This is a genomic window from Neglectibacter timonensis (assembly GCF_900048895.1).
GTDB lineage: Bacteria > Bacillota > Clostridia > Oscillospirales > Acutalibacteraceae > Acutalibacter > Acutalibacter timonensis.
Genome location: NZ_LT160640.1, coordinates 743466 through 763902, shown reverse-complemented (window position 1 = coordinate 763902; position 20437 = coordinate 743466). Strand labels below are relative to the sequence as shown.

Sequence of the window (20437 nt, the reverse complement as noted above, 5' to 3'; positions counted from 1 at the left end):
GTGTTTATCTTGCAGTTTTCTGCAGTTTGTGGTATATTAAATAACATGCCAAAATCAGAGGAGTGTACGTTTTTTGGAGAAAGCCGTTGCACAGAAAGAACTTTCGCGGCAGGGATTATTTGCTGCAGAGATAGCTCAGATTATGAAGGTACGGGCTCGTGGAGAAAATCCTTTGGCCTATGTGCGCACCTATGGATGCCAGCAAAATGTGGCGGACGGGGAAAAAATAAAAGGGCTGTTGGCTGAAATGGGCTTTTCCTTTACTTCTGAACCGGAGGACGCCGATTTCATTCTTTTCAACACCTGTGCGGTGAGAGAACATGCAGAAGACCGGGTGTTTGGCAATGTCGGGGCTCTAAAAAATCTGAAACGCCGTCATCCTTCCACGATTATAGCGGTCTGCGGCTGTATGACAGAACAGGAACGCGTGGCACAGCGTTTGAAGCAGAGCTTTCCTTTCGTGAATTTGGTTTTTGGCACGCATGTAATTCACCGGCTCCCGGAAATGCTGAGAGATGTTTTAGTCAATTCTGAACGTGTTTTTCTTCAGGGACATGAGGAAGAGGAAATCATGGAGGGCATTCCGGTTCGCAGAGATGGGAAAACCAGGGCTTGGGTTACAGCCATGTACGGATGCGACAATTTTTGCTCCTATTGTATTGTCCCTTATGTACGGGGGAGGGAGAAGAGCAGGAGGCCTGAAGAGATTTATCAGGAGTTCCGTTCTTTGGTAGAAGCGGGTTATAAGGAAATCACGCTGCTTGGCCAGAATGTGAATTCCTATGGAAAAGGTCTGGAGGAAGGCGTGAATTTTTCCTCCCTGCTGCGCAGCCTGGACGAAATTGACGGGGATTACCGTATCCGTTTTATGACTTCGCATCCCAAAGACGCTTCCAAAGAGCTTTTCGACGTTATGGCCCACAGCCGGCATATTCCCCACTATATCCATTTGCCGTTCCAATCCGGGAACGACAGGGTGCTGCGGGAAATGAACCGGAAATATGACAGAGAGAAGTATCTGTCCCTCATCAGGTATGCCAGAGAAGTCATGCCGGATATCAGCTTTACATCCGATGTCATTGTGGGCTTTCCAGGAGAAACTTACGCGGAGTTTCAGGATACGCTTTCGTTAATCCGTGAGGTGGAATTTACGAATCTGTTCACCTTCATATATTCCTCCCGCGAGGGTACGAGAGCTGCCAGAATGCCGGATCCCGTCACTTACGGAGAAAAAACAAAGTGGTTCGCCGAACTGCTTGAAACCCAGGAGGAAATAGCTGTCCGGCGGAGTAAAAGAATGGTGGGGACTAATGAACGGGTGCTTGTAGAGGACCGGAACCAGAAAAGCGGTCTTTTGTCAGGGCGAACAGGCGGCAGCCATACAGTGGAATTCTCAGGGGAAGATGCGCTGATCGGCAATTTCGCTGAAATTACAGTTACCGATGCAAGAGGGTTTCAACTGCACGGCGAGCTGATTCGTTGACTAGCGACCTATGGCTGCAAGATACCGGGAAAAGTAAGAATTTTAAAATTTTTTATAGTCTTGGAGGAACAAAAAATGGATATGATCGAACTGGCAAGAGAAATCGGCAGAGAGCTTCAGAAGGATGAAAGCTATCTCAATATGCAGCTGGCGCGCCAGGCAAGCGATGAGGATCAGGCGCTGCAGGATGCGATTGGAGAATTCAATTTGAAAAGAATGGCAATCAACAACGAAGCGCAGAAGGAAGATAGAGACGAGGAAACTTTAAAACGCCTGAACGAGGAATTCCGCGCTGTTTATGCCAAAATCATGCAGAATGAAAACATGCAGCGCTATAATGATGCTAAGACGGAATTGGACGCCAAGGTACAGCGTCTCACGGCAATTATCACGATGTGTGCGGAAGGAGAAGATCCGGAAACCTGTGATTATGATGCTGCCTCCTGCGGCGGGAACTGCGCCTCCTGCGCCGGCTGTCACTGATACTGGTTTTGTGAAAAGGGATTGGGCTTACCCCGAAAGGAATGGTTGATAAAAATGGCGGATTTTTCCCCGATGATGAAGCAATATTTTGAAACGAAGGAAAAATATCCCAATACAATCCTCTTTTTCCGGCTGGGGGATTTTTATGAGATGTTCTATAACGACGCGAAGACCGTTTCCCGGGAACTGGAACTGACGCTGACCGGGAAGGAATGCGGTCAGGAGGAGCGGGCGCCCATGTGCGGCGTTCCCTTCCACAGTGCGGAAACCTATATAGCGAAGCTGGTTGCAAAGGGCTACAAGGTGGCAATCTGTGAACAGATGGAGGATCCGAAGCTTGCCAAAGGACTGGTAAAGCGCGACGTCATTCGGGTAATTACCCCAGGCACGGTGCTGGAAAACAGCATGCTCGATGAGTCAAAGAACAATTACATCTGTTCACTCTACTATGAGGAAAATGCGGCAGGGCTTTGTTTTGCCGACATTTCCACAGGAGAGCTCTATGTGGATGAATGCCATGCTCCTGATCTGGATGTCCTGACCCATACGCTGCAGAACAAACTGTCGCGCTACATGCCGAGCGAAATCCTGCTGAATCCTCAGGCCACCGACCTATCGGGACTTGAGGATTTTCTCAGAGATAAGCTTTCTGCCGCAGTTGAATGCCTGGATTTTGAAGTATATACCGAAGCTCGGGCGCAGCAGGCGGTTTCGCATCAGTTCAAAGGAAGAAGCATGGAAGAGCTTTCTCTGTCAGAGAGGCCGCTTACCGTACTGGCTCTGGGCGCATTGTTTGATTACCTTTCCCGCACGCAGATTACTGGTCTGGAACGTATGTCTGAACTTGAGCTGGCTTCCGACTCAGCGGTAATGGGCCTGGATCTCAATGCCCGAAGAAATCTGGAGCTGACAGAGACCCTGCGGAATAAGGAGCGGAAGGGCTCCCTTCTCTGGGTGTTGGACCGAACGAAAACCGCAATGGGGAAACGGCTGATTAAGGCTTGGCTGGAACAGCCGCTTTTGAGTCCCGCAAAAATCACACTGCGGCTCAATGCAGTGGAAGAGCTGACACAAAACCGTCCGCTTTTAGATGAACTCACCGAACGGCTGACAGGTATCTATGACCTGGAGCGAATCATGACGCGCATTGTTTATGGCTCTGCAAACGGAAGAGAGCTGCGTTCCCTGAGCACGGCGGTAAGCCGGATACCCGGTATCAAACAGCTGCTGGAAAGCTGCGATGCGACTCTTTTGAGGAATCTCAATGCGCAGATGGATGGCTTAGAGGATATCTGCCGGCTGGTGGAAGCCGCCATTGTGGATGATCCGCCTTTCACGATTCGGGAGGGCGGTATCATACGGCAGGGCTATAATCCTGAACTGGATGAGGTACGCCATGATATGAACGGAGGCAAAGATCTGATTGCTGCCGTTGAGTCCCGAGAACGGGAACGAACTGGAATTCCCAAGCTGAAAACAGGCTATAACCGGGTGTTTGGTTACTATATCGAGGTGTCCAACAGCTACAAGGACCAGGTTCCTGACGACTATATCCGAAAGCAGACCTTGACAAACGGAGAACGTTACATAACGCCGGAGCTCAAAGAACTGGAAAACAGAATTTTGGGGGCTCATGACCGTTCCATTGCCATCGAATCCAGACTTTTTGAAGACGTGCGTACACAAATTGCCGCGCAGCTTTCCAGAGTGCAGGAAACTGCAAAAGCGGTCGCTGTTCTGGATGTACTTCAGTCTTTCGCCGCTGTTTCCGTCAAAAACGATTATACTCGGCCTGTGCTCAATCTCAGCGGAAAACTGTATCTGAAGGACAGCCGCCACCCCGTGGTGGAAGCTCTGCTTCAGGACACTCCCTTTGTACCCAATGACGTGGATATGGATATGAACGACAATCGGGTGGCAATTATTACCGGACCCAATATGGCGGGAAAATCCACGTTTATGAGGCAGACGGCCATCATAACCATTATGGCGCAGATAGGCTGTTTTGTTCCGGCTACCGTAGCGGAAATCGGGATTGTCGACAATGTATTCACCCGTGTTGGTGCTTCGGACGACCTGTCGGCCGGTCAGTCAACCTTTATGATCGAAATGTCAGAAGTGGCTGATATATTAAAAAATGCCACGTCCAACAGCTTGGTGATTTTTGATGAAATCGGACGCGGAACCTCTACCTTTGATGGTATGAGCATTGCGAGGGCAGTGTTGGAATACGTCCACGACAAAAAGCTGGTAGGGGCGAAAACTCTGTTTGCGACTCATTATCACGAACTGACAGAGCTGGAAAACTTACTGCCGGGAGTGAAAAATTTTAATATAGCCGTGAAAAAGCGCGGTGACGATATCACTTTTCTGCGCCGTATCGTACGGGGTGGTGCTGACGACAGCTTCGGCATTGAAGTGGCCAAGCTGGCAGGGGTACCGGAGAAGGTGATTCGGCGGGCCAAGCAGGTGCTTGCCGAGTTAGAGGCTGCAGATCCTGCTGCTTCAGAATACCGTGCCTCACTGCATGTCCTGGAAGAACCGGTTCAGCTGACAATGAATTCGGTGGATTCAGAAGTTTTGCAGAAACTGCGCAGTGTAGATGTCAATACCCTGACGCCCATCGAGTGTATGAATGTGCTGTTTGAATTGAGAAATATGCTCAAATAAGGGCTTCACAGTGGTTCAGCCCTTATCTGGAAGAAGCCCTCGGGCATAAAATGCCCGCCTTTCCTTCGGAAAGTACCGGGCTTCTTCTCAAATTGATAGACCTGTCGTAAAGACTGCCAGAAAGGGGGAAAAACATGCCTAAAATCCGGGTTTTGGAGAAACAGATTGCAGAGCTCATAGCGGCGGGGGAGGTAGTGGAACGACCTTCCTCGGTAATTAAGGAATTGGTGGAGAATTCTGTGGATTCCGGCGCAAGCGTCATCACCGTGGAAATCCGAAATGGCGGGATCACATTTATGAGGGTGACAGACAACGGATGCGGAATTGCTCCGGAAGACGTCCCCACGGCATTCCTCCGGCACGCTACCAGCAAAATTGTACGCGAGGATGATCTGGACGCGATAGGGACCCTGGGCTTTCGTGGAGAGGCTCTGGCATCGATTGCCGCAGTCGCTCATGTAGAGCTGCTCACACGTGCCAGAGGCGCTGAAACCGGCTGCAGGTATACAGGCGGAGGTGCAGAAGCCCCCAGTCTGGAAGAGGCGGGATGTCCTGAAGGGACGACAATTCTCGTGCGGGACTTGTTTTTCAATACCCCGGCCCGGATGAAATTTTTAAAAAAGGATTCCACGGAAGGCAATGCCATTGCTGGAATTTTAGATAAAATTGCGCTTTCTCACCCGGAAATTTCCTTCCGCTTTCTGCGGGATGGTAAAGAGCAGCTTCATACGCCCGGAGACAATAAGCTTTCTTCTGCGATCTATGCGGTCTATGGGAAGGAATTTTATTCCACTTTGCTTCCTGTAGAGTATGAACTCAATCATATCAAGGTGGCAGGTTTTGTCAGTGCGCCGTCGGGCAGCAGGCCCAACCGCAGCATGCAGAATTTCTTTATCAACGGCCGCTATATCAGAAGCCGGACGGCAGGGGTCGCTCTGGAAGAGGCATATAAGGGTTCCATTATGGTAGGAAAGTTTCCTGCTTGTGTCCTGCATCTGTCACTTTCTTTGGAGGCGGTGGATGTCAACGTGCATCCAGCAAAGCTGGAAGTACGTTTTGTCAATGAGCGGCCAATTTTTGACGCTGTCTATCATGCGGTGAAATCAGCGCTGGCTGTGGGAGACAAACCCAAAGTTATGAGTTTTCGCAAGCCGGTTTTACCCTTTGAAACGCCTGCAGAGCATCAGGAACAGCTTCATTTTCCCCGGCAGGGCCAGAATATGTCGCAAAATATTGAATTGCCTCATCAGCCCCAGCCTCCGATACATTCCCACTCCGCATCCGAACTCCCCAAACAAGCGGCGCCGCAGCAGCGGGAGGCCATCAACGGCGGTCTGCTGCAGGACAGCGGAGCGATTGGGCCGGCACAGGAGATGCCTTCTTCTTTTGAACGGTTCCTCAAAAATGTTTTGGATTCTGCGCCGCTTCCCCAGCAGGAAGCTCTTAGTTCAGAGGCCGATGCAAAGCCGGTTTCTGAGAATAAATCGAATCCTGCTTTTGTAAGGGAAGAAGCCGCTTCTTTTGCAGATCCGAAAGAAAAAAAGTGCCCAGAACCCAATGAGCCTGGAAAGGAATTTCATGTCCGGCTGCTTGGAGAGGCTTTCGGCACCTATCTCATCCTGGAGTATGATTCCGAAAGCCTGATGCTGATCGATAAGCACGCCGCCCATGAACGTCTGCTTTATGAAAAGCTGAAAGCCCGGGAAAATGGAGGAGAAGCGCAGACCTTGCTGGAGCCTGTAGCAGTGACGCTTGCGAAGGAAGAGTATGCAGCGGTTCTGGAGCATGCGGAACAACTGTATCAGGTTGGATTTGAAGTGGAGGATTTCGGAGCGGGAACCGTACTTGTCCGTTCCGCACCTCTTTTGCTGGACGGCGCCGATGCTTCCGCAGCAATCATGGAGATTGCCGGATATCTGGCATCTTTTAAAACAGATTTGACAACGGAACGACTTGATTGGGTATACCACAATGTAGCATGCCGTGCCGCCATCAAGGCGGGAGATACTTCCTCCCGGGAAGAATTGATCGCGTTGGCCAGAGAATTGGAGGAAAATCCGCAGGTTCGATATTGTCCGCATGGCCGTCCGGTTTTTATCCTGATACGTAAGAAGGATATCGAACGGCAGTTTGGAAGGGCCTGACTGGGAAAGGAGAAGCTGCCATTGGAAAAGAAGATAGCATTGGCGGCAGTGCTGGGACCGACGGCCTCTGGCAAGACTGCATTGGGAATTGCTTTAGCACGCCGGTATGGCGGCGAGATTGTCTCCTGCGATTCCATGCAGATCTATAGGGGGCTGTCCATTGGAACTGCGAAACCGTCTTCCGATGAGCTCAACGCGGCGCCCCATCATCTGATTGGGTTCTGTGATGTGGACAGAGCGTTCAGCGTTTCTGAATATGTGACAATGGCAGAGCAGACGATCCATGAGATATGCGCGGCCGGTAAACATCCGATTTTGGTGGGAGGGACCGGCCTGTATGCACGTTCACTTCTGCGCGGAGTGTCCTTTGATGAGCGGGGCAGAGATGAGATTTTGAGGTCTTCTCTGACAGAAGAGGCGGCGCTGAACGGTATTGAACCGCTCTATGAAAGGCTGTCAGGGTTGGATCCCCAGGCAGCCCGAAAAATCCATCCCCACAACGAGAAGCGGGTTATTCGGGCTTTGGAATTCTGTCTTGCCACAGGGGAACGCTTCTCCGAGCAGGAAGAGCGTTCCCGCAGGGTGCCGCCGCGCTATCGTTCCCTGGTGCTCTGTTTATCCTTTCGCGACAGGCAAAAGCTATATGACCGGATTAACTGCAGGGTAGAAGCCATGATGAGCGCAGGACTGGAGGAAGAGGCCAAGGCCTTCTATCAGGTGGTACGGGAGTCTCGCCGTCCGCTTACGGCTGCCCAGGCGATCGGCTATAAAGAACTTTTTCCATTTTTTGACGGCATACTTTCTCTTGAGGAAGCGGTAGAAAATATAAAGCGCGAAACCCGCCGCTACGCCAAGCGGCAGCTCACCTGGTTTAACAGAGAGCAGGATGCAATATTTCTCTATGTAGATGATTGGAAAGATGAGCAGGAACTTCTACAGGAAGCCTTTAGAATTTGGGAGCAATCCGGTCTGTTTTCTGAAAAAGGAGAGTGAACGCAGAGGTGAACAGCAAAAAGATCAGAAAATTTGCAGCTATGGCAATTGCCATTTTGGTTCTGATTTATGTGGGATATCAGGTCTATACAATCCGCCACAAGGAAATCACAACCGAGACGGCCATGTATGCCTCGGTGTCGGATACACTTCAGACAAAAGGCTTTGCTGTCCGGAAGGAAAGTGTGATTCATGAGGCGTACAGCGGGATTCTAAGCTATCATGTGGCAGACGGAGTCCGGGTCTCAAAGGGGGAGGCTATCGCCGATATTTATGCCAGTGAAAGCGATGCAGCAGCTCAAAATCAACTTGCGAGTATTGACAGGGAAATAGAAAACCTGAGCTTGTTGACCGGACCAAGCGATTATTATGCTTCCAATCCTTCTGTAATTGGCACACAGATCTATACTGCTCTGGGTGAGATTCTGGTGGAAGCCCGCCAAAATGATTTTTCCAAGATTGCTTCTTTGAAGGAAGAACTGCAAACGGCTTTAAACCGTAAACAGCTGCTCACGGGAGATGAAAGCGGAGAGGACTATGAGCAGCGGATTGCCGCGTTACAATCGCAAAGGGATTCCCTGGTTGCATCGGCGGGAGATAAGGTAGACGTGATATCGGCAGATACTGCAGGATATTTTGTAAGCTCGCTTGACGGTTTTGAAAATGCAGTAGATATTGATCAAGTGAAGAAATTGACAGTTACAGAAATCAGGACGCTGCAAGAGAAGCAGGAGAATGTTACCTCAGAAAAGAAAACAGATGCAATAGGAAAGATTTGCAGCGATTTTAATTGGTATCTCGCCTGTGTTTTCTCCGAAAGCGACATGGTTAAGCTGGAAGGGATTACGAATGTGTATCTGGAAATCCCCTTTGCCAGTACGGAACAAATTCCTGCAACGATTGCAGCCTCCAATAAAGACAAATCAACAGGGGAAACAGCGGTGATTTTTGAATGTTCCTATATGGATCCGGGAATTGCGCTGTTGAGAAATGAATCCATTCAGATTGATGTAAAAACATATTCCGGAGTTCTGGTCAGAAAGGAAGCGCTGCGTTTCAGAGACGTTGCGTATACGCTATACGATGAAGACGGGGAAGTCGTATTAGATGACGCAGGAAATCCGGTGACGAAAATTGAAAAAGATGTCATGGGCGTTTTTGTCAAATACGGAAGTACATTGAAATTTGTACAGGTGTTTTCCGATAAAACAGTTAACGGATATGCGATCTGCAAAACAGAGCTCAGTGAGGAAGACCGGGACAGGCTGGTAACAGATTCCACCATTCAGCTCTACGATGAAGTGGTGACGGAAGGGACGGATCTCTATGATGGAAAACTCGTTCGATGAACAGTATCGATATTTTGATGAAAATTTTGCTGTAATCCGGCAGGAAATAGCCGAAGCAGCGTTAAAATCTGGAAGAAATCCGGACGAGGTATCCTTGCTTGCGGCAACCAAAACGGTGCCCGTTCAGGTGATCAATTACGCTATTTCCCAGGGGCTTACCTGTATTGGGGAAAACAGAGTACAAGAGTTGCTGGATAAATATGAGTTGCTGCAGCTGGGATCGTGCGACTGTCAGTTTATCGGGCAGCTGCAGACAAACAAGGTAAAGTACCTGGTTGGGAAAGTCAGCTGTATCCAATCTTTGGACAGTATGAAACTTGCTGAGGAGATATCTCGTCAGGCAAACCGGGCGGGCCTCATGATAAATACGTTGGTTGAGGTAAATATCGGGCGTGAAGAGAATAAGGGAGGCGTCTTGCCGGAGGAATTGTTTGACTTTGTGAGCGAAGCGGCGGCGCTGCCGGGACTGCAGATCAATGGCTTAATGGCAATTCCTCCCATTTGTGAGAAAAGTACGGAACTTTATGCGTATTTTTCTTCCATGCATCAATATTATGTTGACATAAGAGCGAAAAAAATAGATAATGTTAATATGAATTGTCTCTCAATGGGAATGTCTTCCGATTATAAGGAGGCGATCGCCTGCGGCGCTACCATGGTCCGTATAGGCTCGTCTCTTTTTGGAAAAAGAAAGTTACGCTGAGCAAACTATACACCGGTTTCGGGAGGTTGATAACATGCCGGGATTTGTCGATAAATTGCACAAGATGTGGAATCCGCCGGATGATGAGTATGAAGAGTATTATGAAGATGAACCGGAAGAGGAATATGATCATTCCTATGACGAACCGGTGCGCCGTACCTCATTTTCATCTTTTTCGTCCCGGACGCCGCAGGAAAATAAGGTTGTCAATATAAATGCCAAGGCACAGCTTCAGGTGGTACTGTTTAAGCCGGTTTCCTTTGGGGAAGAGACGCGTGCCATTGCGGACGAGTTGTTGAAGCGTCATACCGTGGTTTTAAATTTGGAGAAAACAGAGAAGGACGTATCCCGCCGGGTTGTAGATTTTCTCAGCGGCGTTGCTTATGCCAACAACGGGAAAATCAAGAGGATTGCAACAAATACTTTTATTATTACGCCCTATAACGTGGATCTCACCGGTGATGATGTGCTGGATGAGTTGGAAAACAGCGGGCTCTATTTTTAACGATGGGACAGAATGAGAAAGAGCTGCTTTTGGCAAAGTTGGCAGACGCCGGAAAGCGGTCTCAAAAGAGGCCCTGCTTTTTGGGCTTTTTGAATGAGAATGAGTCCGCTTTTGCCTGGGATTTTTTGAAACGCGGCGCTGCTGCTGGCACCCCAATGTTCTGGGGCGGCTATGAGGAAGCAGAGCGAAAGCTGTTGGGGCTTTTTCCAGATTATTTGGAGCCGGATCAGAATTTATTTCCCCTTATGCCGCTGACTTTTTTCTATCGAAAAGAGGACGCCCTTACACACCGGGACTTTTTGGGAGCTCTGATGTCTTTGGGAGTGGAGCGTAGTGTAGTGGGGGATATCCTTCCGGAATCCGGCCGCTGTGTGGTGTTTGTTCGGTCAGAACTGGCAGATTATTTCTGCCTCAATCTCAGAAAAATTGGAAATGTGGGTGTTCGGGTTCAGGAAGGGGCGGAAATGCCTCTGCCTTTGGGACATGAATTTCAGGAAATTTCGGGAGTGGTCGCCTCCCAGCGATTGGACTGTATCGTGGCCCTATTGTGCAAAACCAGCCGCGAAAAGGCTTCCGGATTGATTTTATCAGGGATGGTTGCTTTGAATCATCTGGAAGTGCTATCTGTTTCGATGAAGACAAGCGAAGGCGACCAGATATCTGTTCGTGGAAAGGGAAGATTCGTAATTGACCGGCTCGGTCCTTTGACTGGCAAAGGACGTTTGTCGGTACAGTGCAGGAAATATAGATAAGGGGGACAGCGGGATGTTGACTGTGAAGGAAATCAATGAGGTGAGTTTTGGAAAAGCTGGGTTTTCCGGATATAAACCGGAGGACGTCGATAATTTTATCGACGAGGTAGTCGATTCTTTTCAGGAACTCATAGCGGAACGGGATGAGGCTGCCAAAAAATCGGCAGAGTTGACTGCAAAGCTCTCTGAACTGCAGGGGAAAAATTCTGATTTACAAAAAAAGCTTTCCATTCTGGCGGAAAAAGTCGAATCTTATCGCAACGAGGAAGATGGTATCAAGGAAGCGCTTCTCAGCGCGCAAAAGCTGGCGAAGGATTCTGTTCGGGAAGCAAAGGATAAAGCACAGATCATTCTGGAAGATGCGGAGAGCAGCGCTAAAAAGCTAATGGACAATGCCAAATTGGATGCTGCCAAAGCAGCCAAGGATTATATGGCACAAGCGGAAAATAAGAAGAATGAATTGGAAGAAATAAAGCGCCAGGTTTCGGCTTTCCGGGTTTCCCTGCTGGAAATGTACAAGAAGCATTTGGAGTGTATCAATCATATTCCGGCATTTCGCCAAAAGGAACAGCCTGCTCCGGCTGTTGAAGAAGAAAATCCACCGGTCCGCCCTGCGGAAAAACAAGAACCTGAAAGGGAAATTCAGGAAGAACCTGAGTTCGAAGAGCAGCCGGAGGTGGTTTCAGAAAGCAGTACCCAAGACGATACTTCGGAAGAGGAGGCTCTCCAGCGGCAGCAGATGAGTTTTGAAGAGGCTCTTTCATATGAAGCGCATGAGCCTACCCTGCATGATCGTATCAACTACGCCCAGGAACAAGCTGCTTCCACTGACACGAATTTCCCAGCTGACGATGATCTTACCGACGTAGGCATTGACGTAAGGGCTTATTCCGATATTCCTGAGACTCTGCGAAAAGAAAAAAGTTCTCATTTCAGCAACTTGGAATTTGGAGAGGGACTGGAATTCGGAAAGAAAAAGCACAAAAGGTAAAGAAGGCAGGCGAGCAGGTAAATCAGTTTGAAAAAAGGCGCAAACAGAGACTCTTTGCGCCTTTTCGTTATCCCATTCAAAAAGGAGTTTGCAGTTTGGAACAGGAGAAGATAAGTCGAAAAGGATTTCACGCTTTCATAGTGCTGACGGCTGCTGCACTGCTGTTGGCAGCGGATCAAGTAACCAAATACTTTGTTCTGCAATATTTGAAGCCTATGGGGGCAATTCCGGTGATTCCAGGTTTTTTGGAATTCTCTTATACAGAGAATACAGGTGCGGCCTTCGGCCTTTTTAAAGGCCATATCTGGTTTGTAGTACTTGTTACCTTGGTGGCTTCTGCTGTGATTATTGTCCTGCTCTTCCGATACCGCAATCACAGCTTTTTCAGTTATGCCACTTCAGCGCTGATCCTGGCAGGCGGATTCGGCAATCTGGTTGACCGTTTCCTCTATGGTTATGTGGTGGATTTTATCCATGTTCTGTTTTTTGACTACATTTTTAACTTTGCCGACTGCTGCATTACGGTCAGTGCAGTGCTCTTTGTCATCCATGTCCTGTTCTGTACAAGAGAAGAGAAGAAAGAGATGGGAAAAACGCATGGGGATCAGGCATGAGCAAGGAAATCGAATGGATCGTCCAAACGGGGGATGCAAGGCTTGATAAACTGGTTGCAGAAGAACTTCCCGAACTGACCCGCTCAGCTGTCCAGAATTTGATCAGTCAGGGTTTAGTTTTCTGTAATGGTGAACCAGTGCTGAAAAGTGCACGTCCCGTTCGTGGAGACAGAATTACAGTCCGGATTCCGGAGCCCAAAGTTCTGGATGTTGAGGCGGAGAATATTCCCCTGGAAATTGTATATGAAGATGCAGATCTGTTGGTAGTCAATAAGCCGAAGGGAATGGTGGTACATCCGGCGCCCGGTCACAACGGCGGCACTCTTGTAAACGCTTTGCTATATCATTGTGGAAACAGCCTTTCTGGAATTAACGGAGTAATGCGTCCGGGAATTGTGCACAGAATTGATAAGGACACCAGCGGCCTTCTTATTGTGGCAAAAAATGATTTTGCTCATCAAAAATTGGCGCTGCAGATTCAGGAGCATACCTTTACCCGCGAATACAACGCGGTCGTGTATGGAAATATCCGGGAAGAACAGGGAACGGTAGACGCCGCAATCGGCCGTCACCCCATAGAACGAAAAAAAATGGCTGTGATGCCCCCCTCAACTGCTGGCAGCAGAAATGCGGTGACACATTTCTTTGTGGTCCGCAGGTTCGAAGGGTTTACACAGCTTCGGCTAAGGCTTGAGACTGGCCGGACTCATCAAATCCGGGTCCATATGGCCTATTTGGGGCATCCTGTTGCCGGAGATCCCGTTTACGGCCCCAAGAAAGTAATCACCTCTCTTTGCGGCCAATGTCTGCATGCCGGTTTGATCGGTTTTCAACATCCGCGAAGCGATACTTATTTGGAGTTTTCTGTTCCGCTTCCGAGTTATTTTACCGATTTTCTCTCGAAACTGAAAGAAAAGTAGGCGAAAAGAGTTGAAATGCAGAGTTCAGATATTCCTGTTGGGAGCTTTTGCTGTGTTAGCCTGTGCAGCCCTGCTGGTGGGAAATGCATCTTCTTTTCAGGCGCTTGAAATTGATTGGACGGAGCCGAAGCCCTCCGCAGATGTTTCCTCAGCACAAGAGGGGGTTGCTCCCTCAACACTGCCGCCAACTGCCGTATCAGACTGTATCGATCTCAATACTGCTACTGCGGAAGAGTTGCAGCGTCTTCCTGGAATCGGGGAAAAACTTTCACAAAAAATTGTACAGTATAGAGAAGAGTGTGGACAGTTCTTTTCTGTGGAGGAAATTATGGAAGTGGAAGGGATCGGGAAGAAGAGATATGAAGCGATCAAAGATTATCTGAAAGTAACAAAATAAAACCGCTGCTGAAGCAGCGGTTTTATTTGTCATCGGGGGATGTTTTTCTATTTGGGGTCGCTCGGGAAACGGATTCCCGCTTTCTTTCTGGCCTCCTCCAAGAATTCGGCCACATCTATACTCAGCTTTACGCAGTATTGATATTCTGCACGGCTTTTTTCAGGCTCTGTAATATAGCGGTAGAAGTCCTTTGCTTCCCAACCCATGAGCCGGTACTTCTCATCATCTCCGCAAAGCGTTTCCACAGTGGTATCCTTGTGCCAAAGGGAGACGCCAGCGATTCGGGAGATAGAATCCACCCGGACGCTGCCTTCTGTCCCCTGGAAGTCTGTATTGGCTCCAGCCTGCCCCAGCTTTGAATACGTGAGAGTGACAAGCCTGTTGAGGTAACGCATGGTGATCACACCGCAGCCGTCTGCTCCGCTTTTCAGTTGTACCGTATCAATATGAAAACTCTGTGGTTTTCCAAAGAAATGGAGAGCTGGATAGACACAGTAAACGCCCAGATCCATCAGCGCCCCAGTTTCCAGCTGCGGGTTGAAAATGTTGGGCAGTTCCCCATTCAGGAAAGTATCCAGTTTGGAGGATCGCTGGCAGAAATCTATTTTAGCCATAGAGATATCGCCGATTTTCTTCAATGCATCTTCCAGAAGCTTGCGCTGTGGGAGATGAAGGAACATGATGGCCTCCAAAAAAATCACGTGATTTTTTTCGGCCAGCCTGTAGAGCTCGGCTGCTTTTTCAGCTTGGGCGCACAGCGGTTTTTCACAGATAACATGCTTGCCGTTTTCCAGAAAAGCTTTGCAGTGCTCATAATGCATCACGTTGGGGCTGGCAATGTAGACAGCATCGATGCAATCGGAAGCGGCCATTGCCCGGATATCAGTGAAGACTTCGGCGGCTCCATGCTTTTTCGCATATTCCCAGCCTCTCTCAGGAGTACGCGAATAGACGGCAGTGAGTTCCCACAGGCCGCTGTCCTTTGCACCGTGAATATATTCGTCGGTGATCCAACCGGAGCCGATTGTGCCAAATCTCAGCATACCATTCTCCTTTTCGCTTACGGGGTGATGTAAACTGCAGTTTTAATAATGTCCTTGATCTTTTCCATATCATCTACTACCACATATTCCTGTTTTCCATGCGCATTGGCGCCTCCGGTACAGATGTTGGGACAGGGAAGACCCATATAGGAAAGCCGGGCGCCGTCTGTACCGCCGCGGATCGGCAGGGTAACAGGGGTTACGCCATTTTCATGCATAGCTTGCCGCATCGTCTCTATCACTTCCATATGAGGAAGGATTTGTTCCTTCATATTGGAATAAGTGTCCTTTAAAACCAGTGTTACCGGCTTTGACGGATGCTTTTCATTGAGGAAGTCTGCAGCAGCTTTCATCAAGTTTTTTTTCTGTTCAAACAGCGCCCTGTCATGATCTCGGATGATAAACTGCATAACGGTTTTCTCCACATCCCCATGGATGGCATCCAGATGGATAAACCCTTCATAGTTCTCAGTATGTTCCGGTACTGCAGCTTGGGGGAGTAGCCCACAAAATTCCATGGCGATGGACATAGAGTTAACCAGCTTTCCTTTCGCGGCGCCGGTATGGATGCTCAATCCAGAGATTTCCACGACGGCAGAGGCTGCATTAAAATTTTCATACTCCAGTTCACCCAGGCCGCCGCCGTCTACCGTGTAAGCGTAGTCGCATCCGAAGCCTTTCACGTCAAAATACTCCGCCCCGGCTCCAATCTCTTCATCCGGCGTAAAGGCAATCTTGACAGACCCATGAGGTTTCTTTTCCTGAATCAGCTCTTCAGCGGCAACAAGAATTTCTGCTATCCCGGCCTTGTCGTCGCCGCCGAGAAGAGTGGTGCCGTCTGTGGTAATCAGTGTTTTTCCGACCTGTTCCCCCAAAGAGGGGAATTCTTCGGGAGAAAGGCACAGTCCGCCCTGCAGCGGAATAGACGATCCGTCATAGTTTTCGATAATCTGCGGCTTAATATTTTCCCCGCTGACACCGCCGTAAGTATCCATGTGAGCGATGAATCCAATTGTATGCTCTCTGGGATCCGTTGCAGGGATGCTGCCATAAACATATCCTTTTTCGTCCAGAAAAGCATCTTCGATACCGATCTCTTTCATCAGGCTCACGATGCGGGCGCCCAATACCTTTTGGCCGGGGGTACTGGGAGTACAGACGGCACTTTCATCAGAAGCGGAAGGATAGGAGACCAGATCAAGAAACAGTTCTCTAACATTCATTGCGTTTAAACCTCGTTCCAATATTTTTTCAGATTTGCAAGCCCAATGCGCAGAGCGTCTTCAGGGAGCTCCATCCCCTCAAATTCAATGGAAATGGTGTCGTCATAACCGGCGCTTTTCAGGATATGAAGGCACTGCTTGACAGGTACGTTTCCGTGTCCGATGATCGTACCGCGCAAATAGTTGCCGGCACGGCTGCGGAAGCTGCCCTCGCCGGGATCGGCATCGAAAAAGCTTTTTACAATAAAATCCTTCGCGTGAACGTAACGTGCATACGGCGCAACGCGGGACACCGCCAAGGCGGGGTTTTCATCGGCGCAAAGGAAATTGCCCAGGTCGCACAACAGGGCGAAATTCGGGTGTCCTACCGCGGTATAGAGCTTTTCTACACGCTCGGAATCCTGAGAGTAGAATCCATGGTTTTCTGTCATTGTCATCACATTTTTGGAGGCGGCATACTCTGCAACCTCCCTGCAGGCTTCTGCGAGTTTCGGCAGCAGGCTCTCGTAACTGCAGTATTTTCCGGAATTTTTTGGATATCCCTGGGTCACGTCATGCCGCATCCGCGGCGCGCCCAGCGCAGCGGCTACGTCAACATAGGACTTCACGCGCTCAATCTCCTTTTTCGTGTCGCCATCGCTGCCGTTGATAAAGTCAGCGCCGATCGCCAAAGCCGATATTTCCAGGCCCAACCGTTCTGCCTCGCTGCGGATTTCCGCTGCCCGCTCCAATCGTTCCTCAGGTACGCAGTCAAAGTTGACGAAGTCCACTGCTTCCACGGCGTCGAACCCCAAGTCTTTTGCCTGTTCAATGCAGGCAAAAGGAGTAATTAAATTTCGTTTCAAGGCATTATAAAAGCTATAAAGACTGACTGAATATTTCATGTGTTTCAACCTTTCCGCTTTGTTTTTCAAAGCTGTTCTCCTGTTCAATCGCCGAAGCTGATACCAATCTGTCTGGCAGCCAGAATTTCTCCACAGTCCACAGGTACAGATTTCAGCTTTCCTGAGACCTCCTCCAACGGGACGGGTACTGTTTCGCCGTTTACCATTCCAACCATGACACCGAACTTCTTCTCTTTGATGAAGCGGGCGGCTGTGGCGCCCAGACGGGTGCACAGTACCCTATCATAGGCGCAGGGACTGCCGCCGCGCTGAAAATGTCCCGGCACACAAACGCGGATTTCATTGTCGATCTTATCCTGCAGCTCTTCCGCGATCCGGTAAACAATGGAGGGATGTTTGAAGTCCGCCCTGGCGCGTTTGAATTCCTTTTTAGAGAGAGCGGCCTCCTCCTTGGAAAGAGCTCCTTCCGCGACGGCCAGAATAGAGAATTTTTTACCGCTGTCAATCCGATTGTTGAGAGTTTTGGCGATTTTATCGATGTCATAGGGGATTTCAGGCAGCAGGATAACGTCTGCGCCGCCGGCAATTCCCGCAGACAATGTGAGCCATCCTACTTTGTGACCCATCACCTCAACAATAAAAATGCGGCCGTGAGAGGTGGCGGTGGTATGGATACAGTCGATCACATTGGTGGCAATTTCCACGGCGCTATGGAACCCGAATGTGACGTCCGTACCCCATATGTCGTTGTCGATTGTCTTAGGGAGGTGAATGACGTTCAGCCCTTCGCTACGCAGTAGATTTGCTGTTTTCTGAGTGCCGTTGCCTCCCAGAATCACCAGACAGTCCAGCTTGAGCTTTTTGTAATTTTCCTTCATGGACTTCACTTTGTCAACGCTGTTTTCATCTATGACCCGCATAGTCTTAAAGGGCTGACGAGAGGTGCCCAGCAAGGTGCCTCCCAAGGTTAAAATGCCGGAAAAATCAGATTCCTTCATCAGCGTGTACTCGCCGAAGATGAGACCTTTATAACCGTCTTTGATTCCATAAATTTCGACGTCAGAGCCGAATTCAAAATAGAGCCCTTTTGCCACGCCGCGGATTGCAGCATTCAGGCCCTGACAGTCTCCGCCGCTGGTTAAAATACCTACTCGCTTCATTTTTACGCATCCTTTCTATAGGGGGTTAGTTTAACTATTCTGCTGTGTGGATGGGAATGAGCGGACTGTCCTTTTCCAGCTTCTGCAGTTCTTTCAGCCGTTCCTGTGCCTGACGGTAAAAAGTGAGCTGACTGCTGCAGACTGCCTTTCCGCGCCGGTTTACGTGCTGATATGTGGTATCTGGCTGCATAATCCTCGCGTTGGTATTGTCATTCCAGAGAGTCTCAAGGATCTCAAAAGCACGCTGTTTTAATTCTTCATCCTCGATGGGAAAGACAAGTTCGATACGCCGGTCTAAATTTCGGGGCATCCAATCTGCGCTGCCCATAAAGATCTGCGGAACCCCGCCGTTTTCAAAGCGGAAAATACGGCTGTGCTCCAGAAGCTGCCCAACGATACTGATAACGGTGATATTTTCGCTGATACCTGGCAGACCAGGGACCAGGCAGCATATTCCACGTACCACCAGCCTGATAGGAACCCCGGCTTGAGACGCTTCATAAAGGAGAAAAATGATTTCAGAATCCACCAAAGAATTTACTTTGACAGTGATACCGCAAGGCAGGCCTTTTTTTGCATTTTCGATTTCCTGGCGGATCATGCGGATAAAAAAATTCCGCATGCCGTGGGGGGCGACAATAAAATGCCTATACTCGGGAGGACGGGAATAACCGGTAATGACGTTGAATAGAGAAGAGGCGTCGGCGCCGTATTGGCTGCTGCAGGTAAAAAGGCCGATATCCGTGTAAATTTTTGCTGTGGAATCATTGTAATTGCCGGTTCCCAGATGCAGATAGCGACGAATGCCGTCCTCTTCACGGCGCACAACCAGAGCAATTTTGCAGTGGGTTTTCAAGCCCTGCAGGCCATAGATAACATGACACCCTGATTTTTCCAGTTTTTGTGCCCAATTAATATTGTTTTCCTCATCAAATCTGGCCTTCAATTCAACCAAAACAGTGACTTGTTTCCCGTTTTCAGCGGCCTTAATCAGCGCTGCGACAATTGGGGAATTTCCACTGACCCGGTAAAGCGTCTGCTTGATAGCCAACACATTTTCGTCCACGGCAGCCTGTTCAATAAATTTTACCACACAATCGAAGCTTTCATAGGGATGGTGTACCATTCTATCTTTTTCCCGAATGGTTTGAAAAATATCTTCACTGCCCCAGAAATCACAGGCAGGCGATACAGGTTGGATCGGTTTGAAACAAAGCTGTTCGCAGCCGGGTAAGCTGGCAAATTTGGAGAAAAATGTGAGATCCAGAGGACCAGGAAGCTCGTAGATTTCATTTTTTTTGATTTTTAACATATCAATCAGGAAGCTTCGGATATCTTTATCACATTTTTGCAGCAGTTCCAGCCGAACCGGACGGCCCCGCTTACGCAGCTTGATGGATTTCTTTACTTCATTCATGAAATCTTCAGCTTCTTCATCAATTTCCAAATCAGAATCTCTGGTAACCCGGAAAGGACAGGCAGCTTTGATATCATGCAGTTCGAACAACTCTTCCAACTTGTCGATGATGATATCCTCCAGCAGAATAAAGGAGCGTCCGGCTTTTTCGGGCAGTTCTAAAAAGCGAGGAAGAATAGAGGGGACCTGTACGATGGCAAAGCACTTTTCTCCCTCATTTTTGTTCTCCTTGCTCTTCTCTTTTCCTTTGAGATATACTGCAATATTCAAACTTTTATTGGCAAGCAGCGGAAAGGGACGGCTGGCATCCACGGCGAGGGGGGTAAGCACAGGAAAAAGAATCTTATGGAAGAATTCCGTCATATAGTTTCTCTGCTGCCCGTCCATCTGCTCGGCATTTAAAAAGCGAATGCCGTTTTTCTCTAAAATAGGGGAAATAGATCGATGCAGGCAGGAGTACTGCCGTTCCATAAATCGATGAGTCTTTTCTTCCAACTCTTTGAGAAGCGCTTCCGGACTTAGATCGAAGTCATCGTGCTTCTTGTAGTTGGAATTGACCTGGGCTTTGACTCCTGCGACTCGTACCATGAAAAACTCATCTAAGTTAGAGCCGGTGATTGCCAGAAAACGCAGCCGTTCCATCAATGGATTTTCCTTTTTGAAAGCTTCTTCGAGAACGCGGGTGTTAAAATCCATCCAACTGAGTTCCCGGTTGTAATAGGGCATCGTTTTTTCTGCCATGGGG

At 48.9% G+C, this 20437-nt stretch carries 18 protein-coding genes; 13 read left to right on the top strand and 5 right to left on the bottom strand.

Annotated elements, in window-relative coordinates:
• Positions 1-142: 142 nt before the first annotated feature.
• From miaB to BN3911_RS12425, 13 genes are all read left to right on the top strand, one after another.
• Positions 143-1483 (top strand): tRNA (N6-isopentenyl adenosine(37)-C2)-methylthiotransferase MiaB, encoded by a 1341-nt coding sequence (miaB, locus tag BN3911_RS12485; RefSeq protein WP_082942349.1) that lies wholly within the window; start codon positions 143-145, stop codon positions 1481-1483.
• Between the two features lie 75 nt (positions 1484-1558).
• Positions 1559-1966, top strand: a complete 408-nt coding sequence (locus BN3911_RS12480; protein WP_066867868.1) for a YlbF/YmcA family competence regulator — start codon at positions 1559-1561, stop codon at positions 1964-1966.
• A 54-nt stretch (positions 1967-2020) separates the two neighbouring features.
• Positions 2021-4636, top strand: coding sequence for a DNA mismatch repair protein MutS (gene mutS / locus BN3911_RS12475; protein WP_066866164.1), 2616 nt, complete (start codon positions 2021-2023; stop codon positions 4634-4636).
• A gap of 134 nt (positions 4637-4770) precedes the next feature.
• Positions 4771-6780, top strand: coding sequence for a DNA mismatch repair endonuclease MutL (gene mutL, locus BN3911_RS12470; RefSeq protein WP_066866162.1), 2010 nt, complete (start codon positions 4771-4773; stop codon positions 6778-6780).
• Between the two features lie 21 nt (positions 6781-6801).
• On the top strand, positions 6802-7773 hold the full coding sequence (gene miaA, locus BN3911_RS12465; RefSeq protein ID WP_242871128.1) for a tRNA (adenosine(37)-N6)-dimethylallyltransferase MiaA: 972 nt from the start codon (positions 6802-6804) through the stop codon (positions 7771-7773).
• Positions 7774-7781: 8 nt separating this feature from the next.
• Complete coding sequence (locus tag BN3911_RS12460) at positions 7782-9122, top strand: biotin/lipoyl attachment domain-containing protein (protein ID WP_187127745.1); 1341 nt, start codon at positions 7782-7784, stop codon at positions 9120-9122.
• Positions 9100-9825, top strand: a complete 726-nt coding sequence (locus tag BN3911_RS12455) for a YggS family pyridoxal phosphate-dependent enzyme (RefSeq protein WP_066866155.1) — start codon at positions 9100-9102, stop codon at positions 9823-9825. The genes BN3911_RS12460 and BN3911_RS12455 overlap by 23 nt, the downstream gene beginning before the upstream one ends.
• A 34-nt stretch (positions 9826-9859) precedes the next feature.
• A complete protein-coding gene (locus BN3911_RS12450; protein ID WP_066866154.1) occupies positions 9860-10330 on the top strand; it encodes a cell division protein SepF in 471 nt (156 codons plus the stop codon).
• A gap of 29 nt (positions 10331-10359) precedes the next feature.
• Entirely contained in the window at positions 10360-11082 is a 723-nt protein-coding gene (locus BN3911_RS12445; protein WP_207644522.1) for a YlmH/Sll1252 family protein, read from the top strand.
• A 13-nt stretch (positions 11083-11095) separates the two neighbouring features.
• Positions 11096-12073 carry a DivIVA domain-containing protein gene (locus BN3911_RS12440; protein ID WP_066866150.1) on the top strand — a complete coding sequence of 326 codons (978 nt, stop codon included), beginning with the start codon at positions 11096-11098 and terminating at the stop codon, positions 12071-12073.
• Between the two features lie 95 nt (positions 12074-12168).
• On the top strand, positions 12169-12687 hold the full coding sequence (gene lspA, locus BN3911_RS12435; protein ID WP_242871127.1) for a signal peptidase II: 519 nt from the start codon (positions 12169-12171) through the stop codon (positions 12685-12687).
• Positions 12684-13607, top strand: coding sequence for an RluA family pseudouridine synthase (locus tag BN3911_RS12430; RefSeq protein WP_066866148.1), 924 nt, complete (start codon positions 12684-12686; stop codon positions 13605-13607). The genes lspA and BN3911_RS12430 overlap by 4 nt, the downstream gene beginning before the upstream one ends.
• 52 nt (positions 13608-13659) lie before the next feature.
• The gene (locus BN3911_RS12425) at positions 13660-14004 is read left to right on the top strand and encodes a ComEA family DNA-binding protein (RefSeq protein ID WP_187127743.1); all 345 of its coding nucleotides are present in this window, start codon (positions 13660-13662) and stop codon (positions 14002-14004) included.
• A 47-nt stretch (positions 14005-14051) separates the two neighbouring features.
• Here the strand turns inward: BN3911_RS12425 and BN3911_RS12420 are convergent, their stop codons facing one another.
• From BN3911_RS12420 to BN3911_RS12400, 5 genes are read right to left on the bottom strand one after another with little or no spacing between them, the layout of a single operon-like run.
• Positions 14052-15047 (bottom strand): Gfo/Idh/MocA family protein, encoded by a 996-nt coding sequence (locus tag BN3911_RS12420; RefSeq protein WP_066866144.1) that lies wholly within the window; start codon positions 15045-15047, stop codon positions 14052-14054.
• 17 nt (positions 15048-15064) lie between these two features.
• Positions 15065-16270 (bottom strand): peptidase T, encoded by a 1206-nt coding sequence (gene pepT, locus BN3911_RS12415; RefSeq protein ID WP_066866142.1) that lies wholly within the window; start codon positions 16268-16270, stop codon positions 15065-15067.
• Positions 16271-16275: 5 nt separating this feature from the next.
• Positions 16276-17154 (bottom strand): sugar phosphate isomerase/epimerase family protein, encoded by an 879-nt coding sequence (locus BN3911_RS12410; protein WP_066866140.1) that lies wholly within the window; start codon positions 17152-17154, stop codon positions 16276-16278.
• 44 nt (positions 17155-17198) lie between these two features.
• Positions 17199-18275, bottom strand: coding sequence for a 6-phosphofructokinase (locus BN3911_RS12405; protein WP_066866138.1), 1077 nt, complete (start codon positions 18273-18275; stop codon positions 17199-17201).
• Positions 18276-18309: 34 nt separating this feature from the next.
• On the bottom strand, positions 18310-20433 hold the full coding sequence (locus BN3911_RS12400) for an RNA degradosome polyphosphate kinase (RefSeq protein ID WP_066866136.1): 2124 nt from the start codon (positions 20431-20433) through the stop codon (positions 18310-18312).
• Positions 20434-20437: the final 4 nt, after the last annotated feature.

What these genes read in the sequence shown, in the direction of transcription:
- miaB (WP_082942349.1), top strand. Translation starts at nt 143, where the DNA reads ATGAAGGTACGGGCTCGTGGAGAAAATCCTTTGGCCTATGTGCGCACC.
- BN3911_RS12480 (WP_066867868.1), top strand. Translation starts at nt 1,559, where the DNA reads ATGGATATGATCGAACTGGCAAGAGAAATCGGCAGAGAGCTTCAGAAG.
- mutS (WP_066866164.1), top strand. Translation starts at nt 2,021, where the DNA reads ATGGCGGATTTTTCCCCGATGATGAAGCAATATTTTGAAACGAAGGAA.
- mutL (WP_066866162.1), top strand. Translation starts at nt 4,771, where the DNA reads ATGCCTAAAATCCGGGTTTTGGAGAAACAGATTGCAGAGCTCATAGCG.
- BN3911_RS12455 (WP_066866155.1), top strand. Translation starts at nt 9,100, where the DNA reads ATGATGGAAAACTCGTTCGATGAACAGTATCGATATTTTGATGAAAAT.
- BN3911_RS12450 (WP_066866154.1), top strand. Translation starts at nt 9,860, where the DNA reads ATGCCGGGATTTGTCGATAAATTGCACAAGATGTGGAATCCGCCGGAT.
- BN3911_RS12440 (WP_066866150.1), top strand. Translation starts at nt 11,096, where the DNA reads ATGTTGACTGTGAAGGAAATCAATGAGGTGAGTTTTGGAAAAGCTGGG.
- BN3911_RS12430 (WP_066866148.1), top strand. Translation starts at nt 12,684, where the DNA reads ATGAGCAAGGAAATCGAATGGATCGTCCAAACGGGGGATGCAAGGCTT.
- BN3911_RS12420 (WP_066866144.1), bottom strand. Translation starts at nt 15,047, where the DNA reads ATGCTGAGATTTGGCACAATCGGCTCCGGTTGGATCACCGACGAATAT.
- pepT (WP_066866142.1), bottom strand. Translation starts at nt 16,270, where the DNA reads ATGAATGTTAGAGAACTGTTTCTTGATCTGGTCTCCTATCCTTCCGCT.
- BN3911_RS12410 (WP_066866140.1), bottom strand. Translation starts at nt 17,154, where the DNA reads ATGAAATATTCAGTCAGTCTTTATAGCTTTTATAATGCCTTGAAACGA.
- BN3911_RS12405 (WP_066866138.1), bottom strand. Translation starts at nt 18,275, where the DNA reads ATGAAGCGAGTAGGTATTTTAACCAGCGGCGGAGACTGTCAGGGCCTG.
- BN3911_RS12400 (WP_066866136.1), bottom strand. Translation starts at nt 20,433, where the DNA reads ATGGCAGAAAAAACGATGCCCTATTACAACCGGGAACTCAGTTGGATG.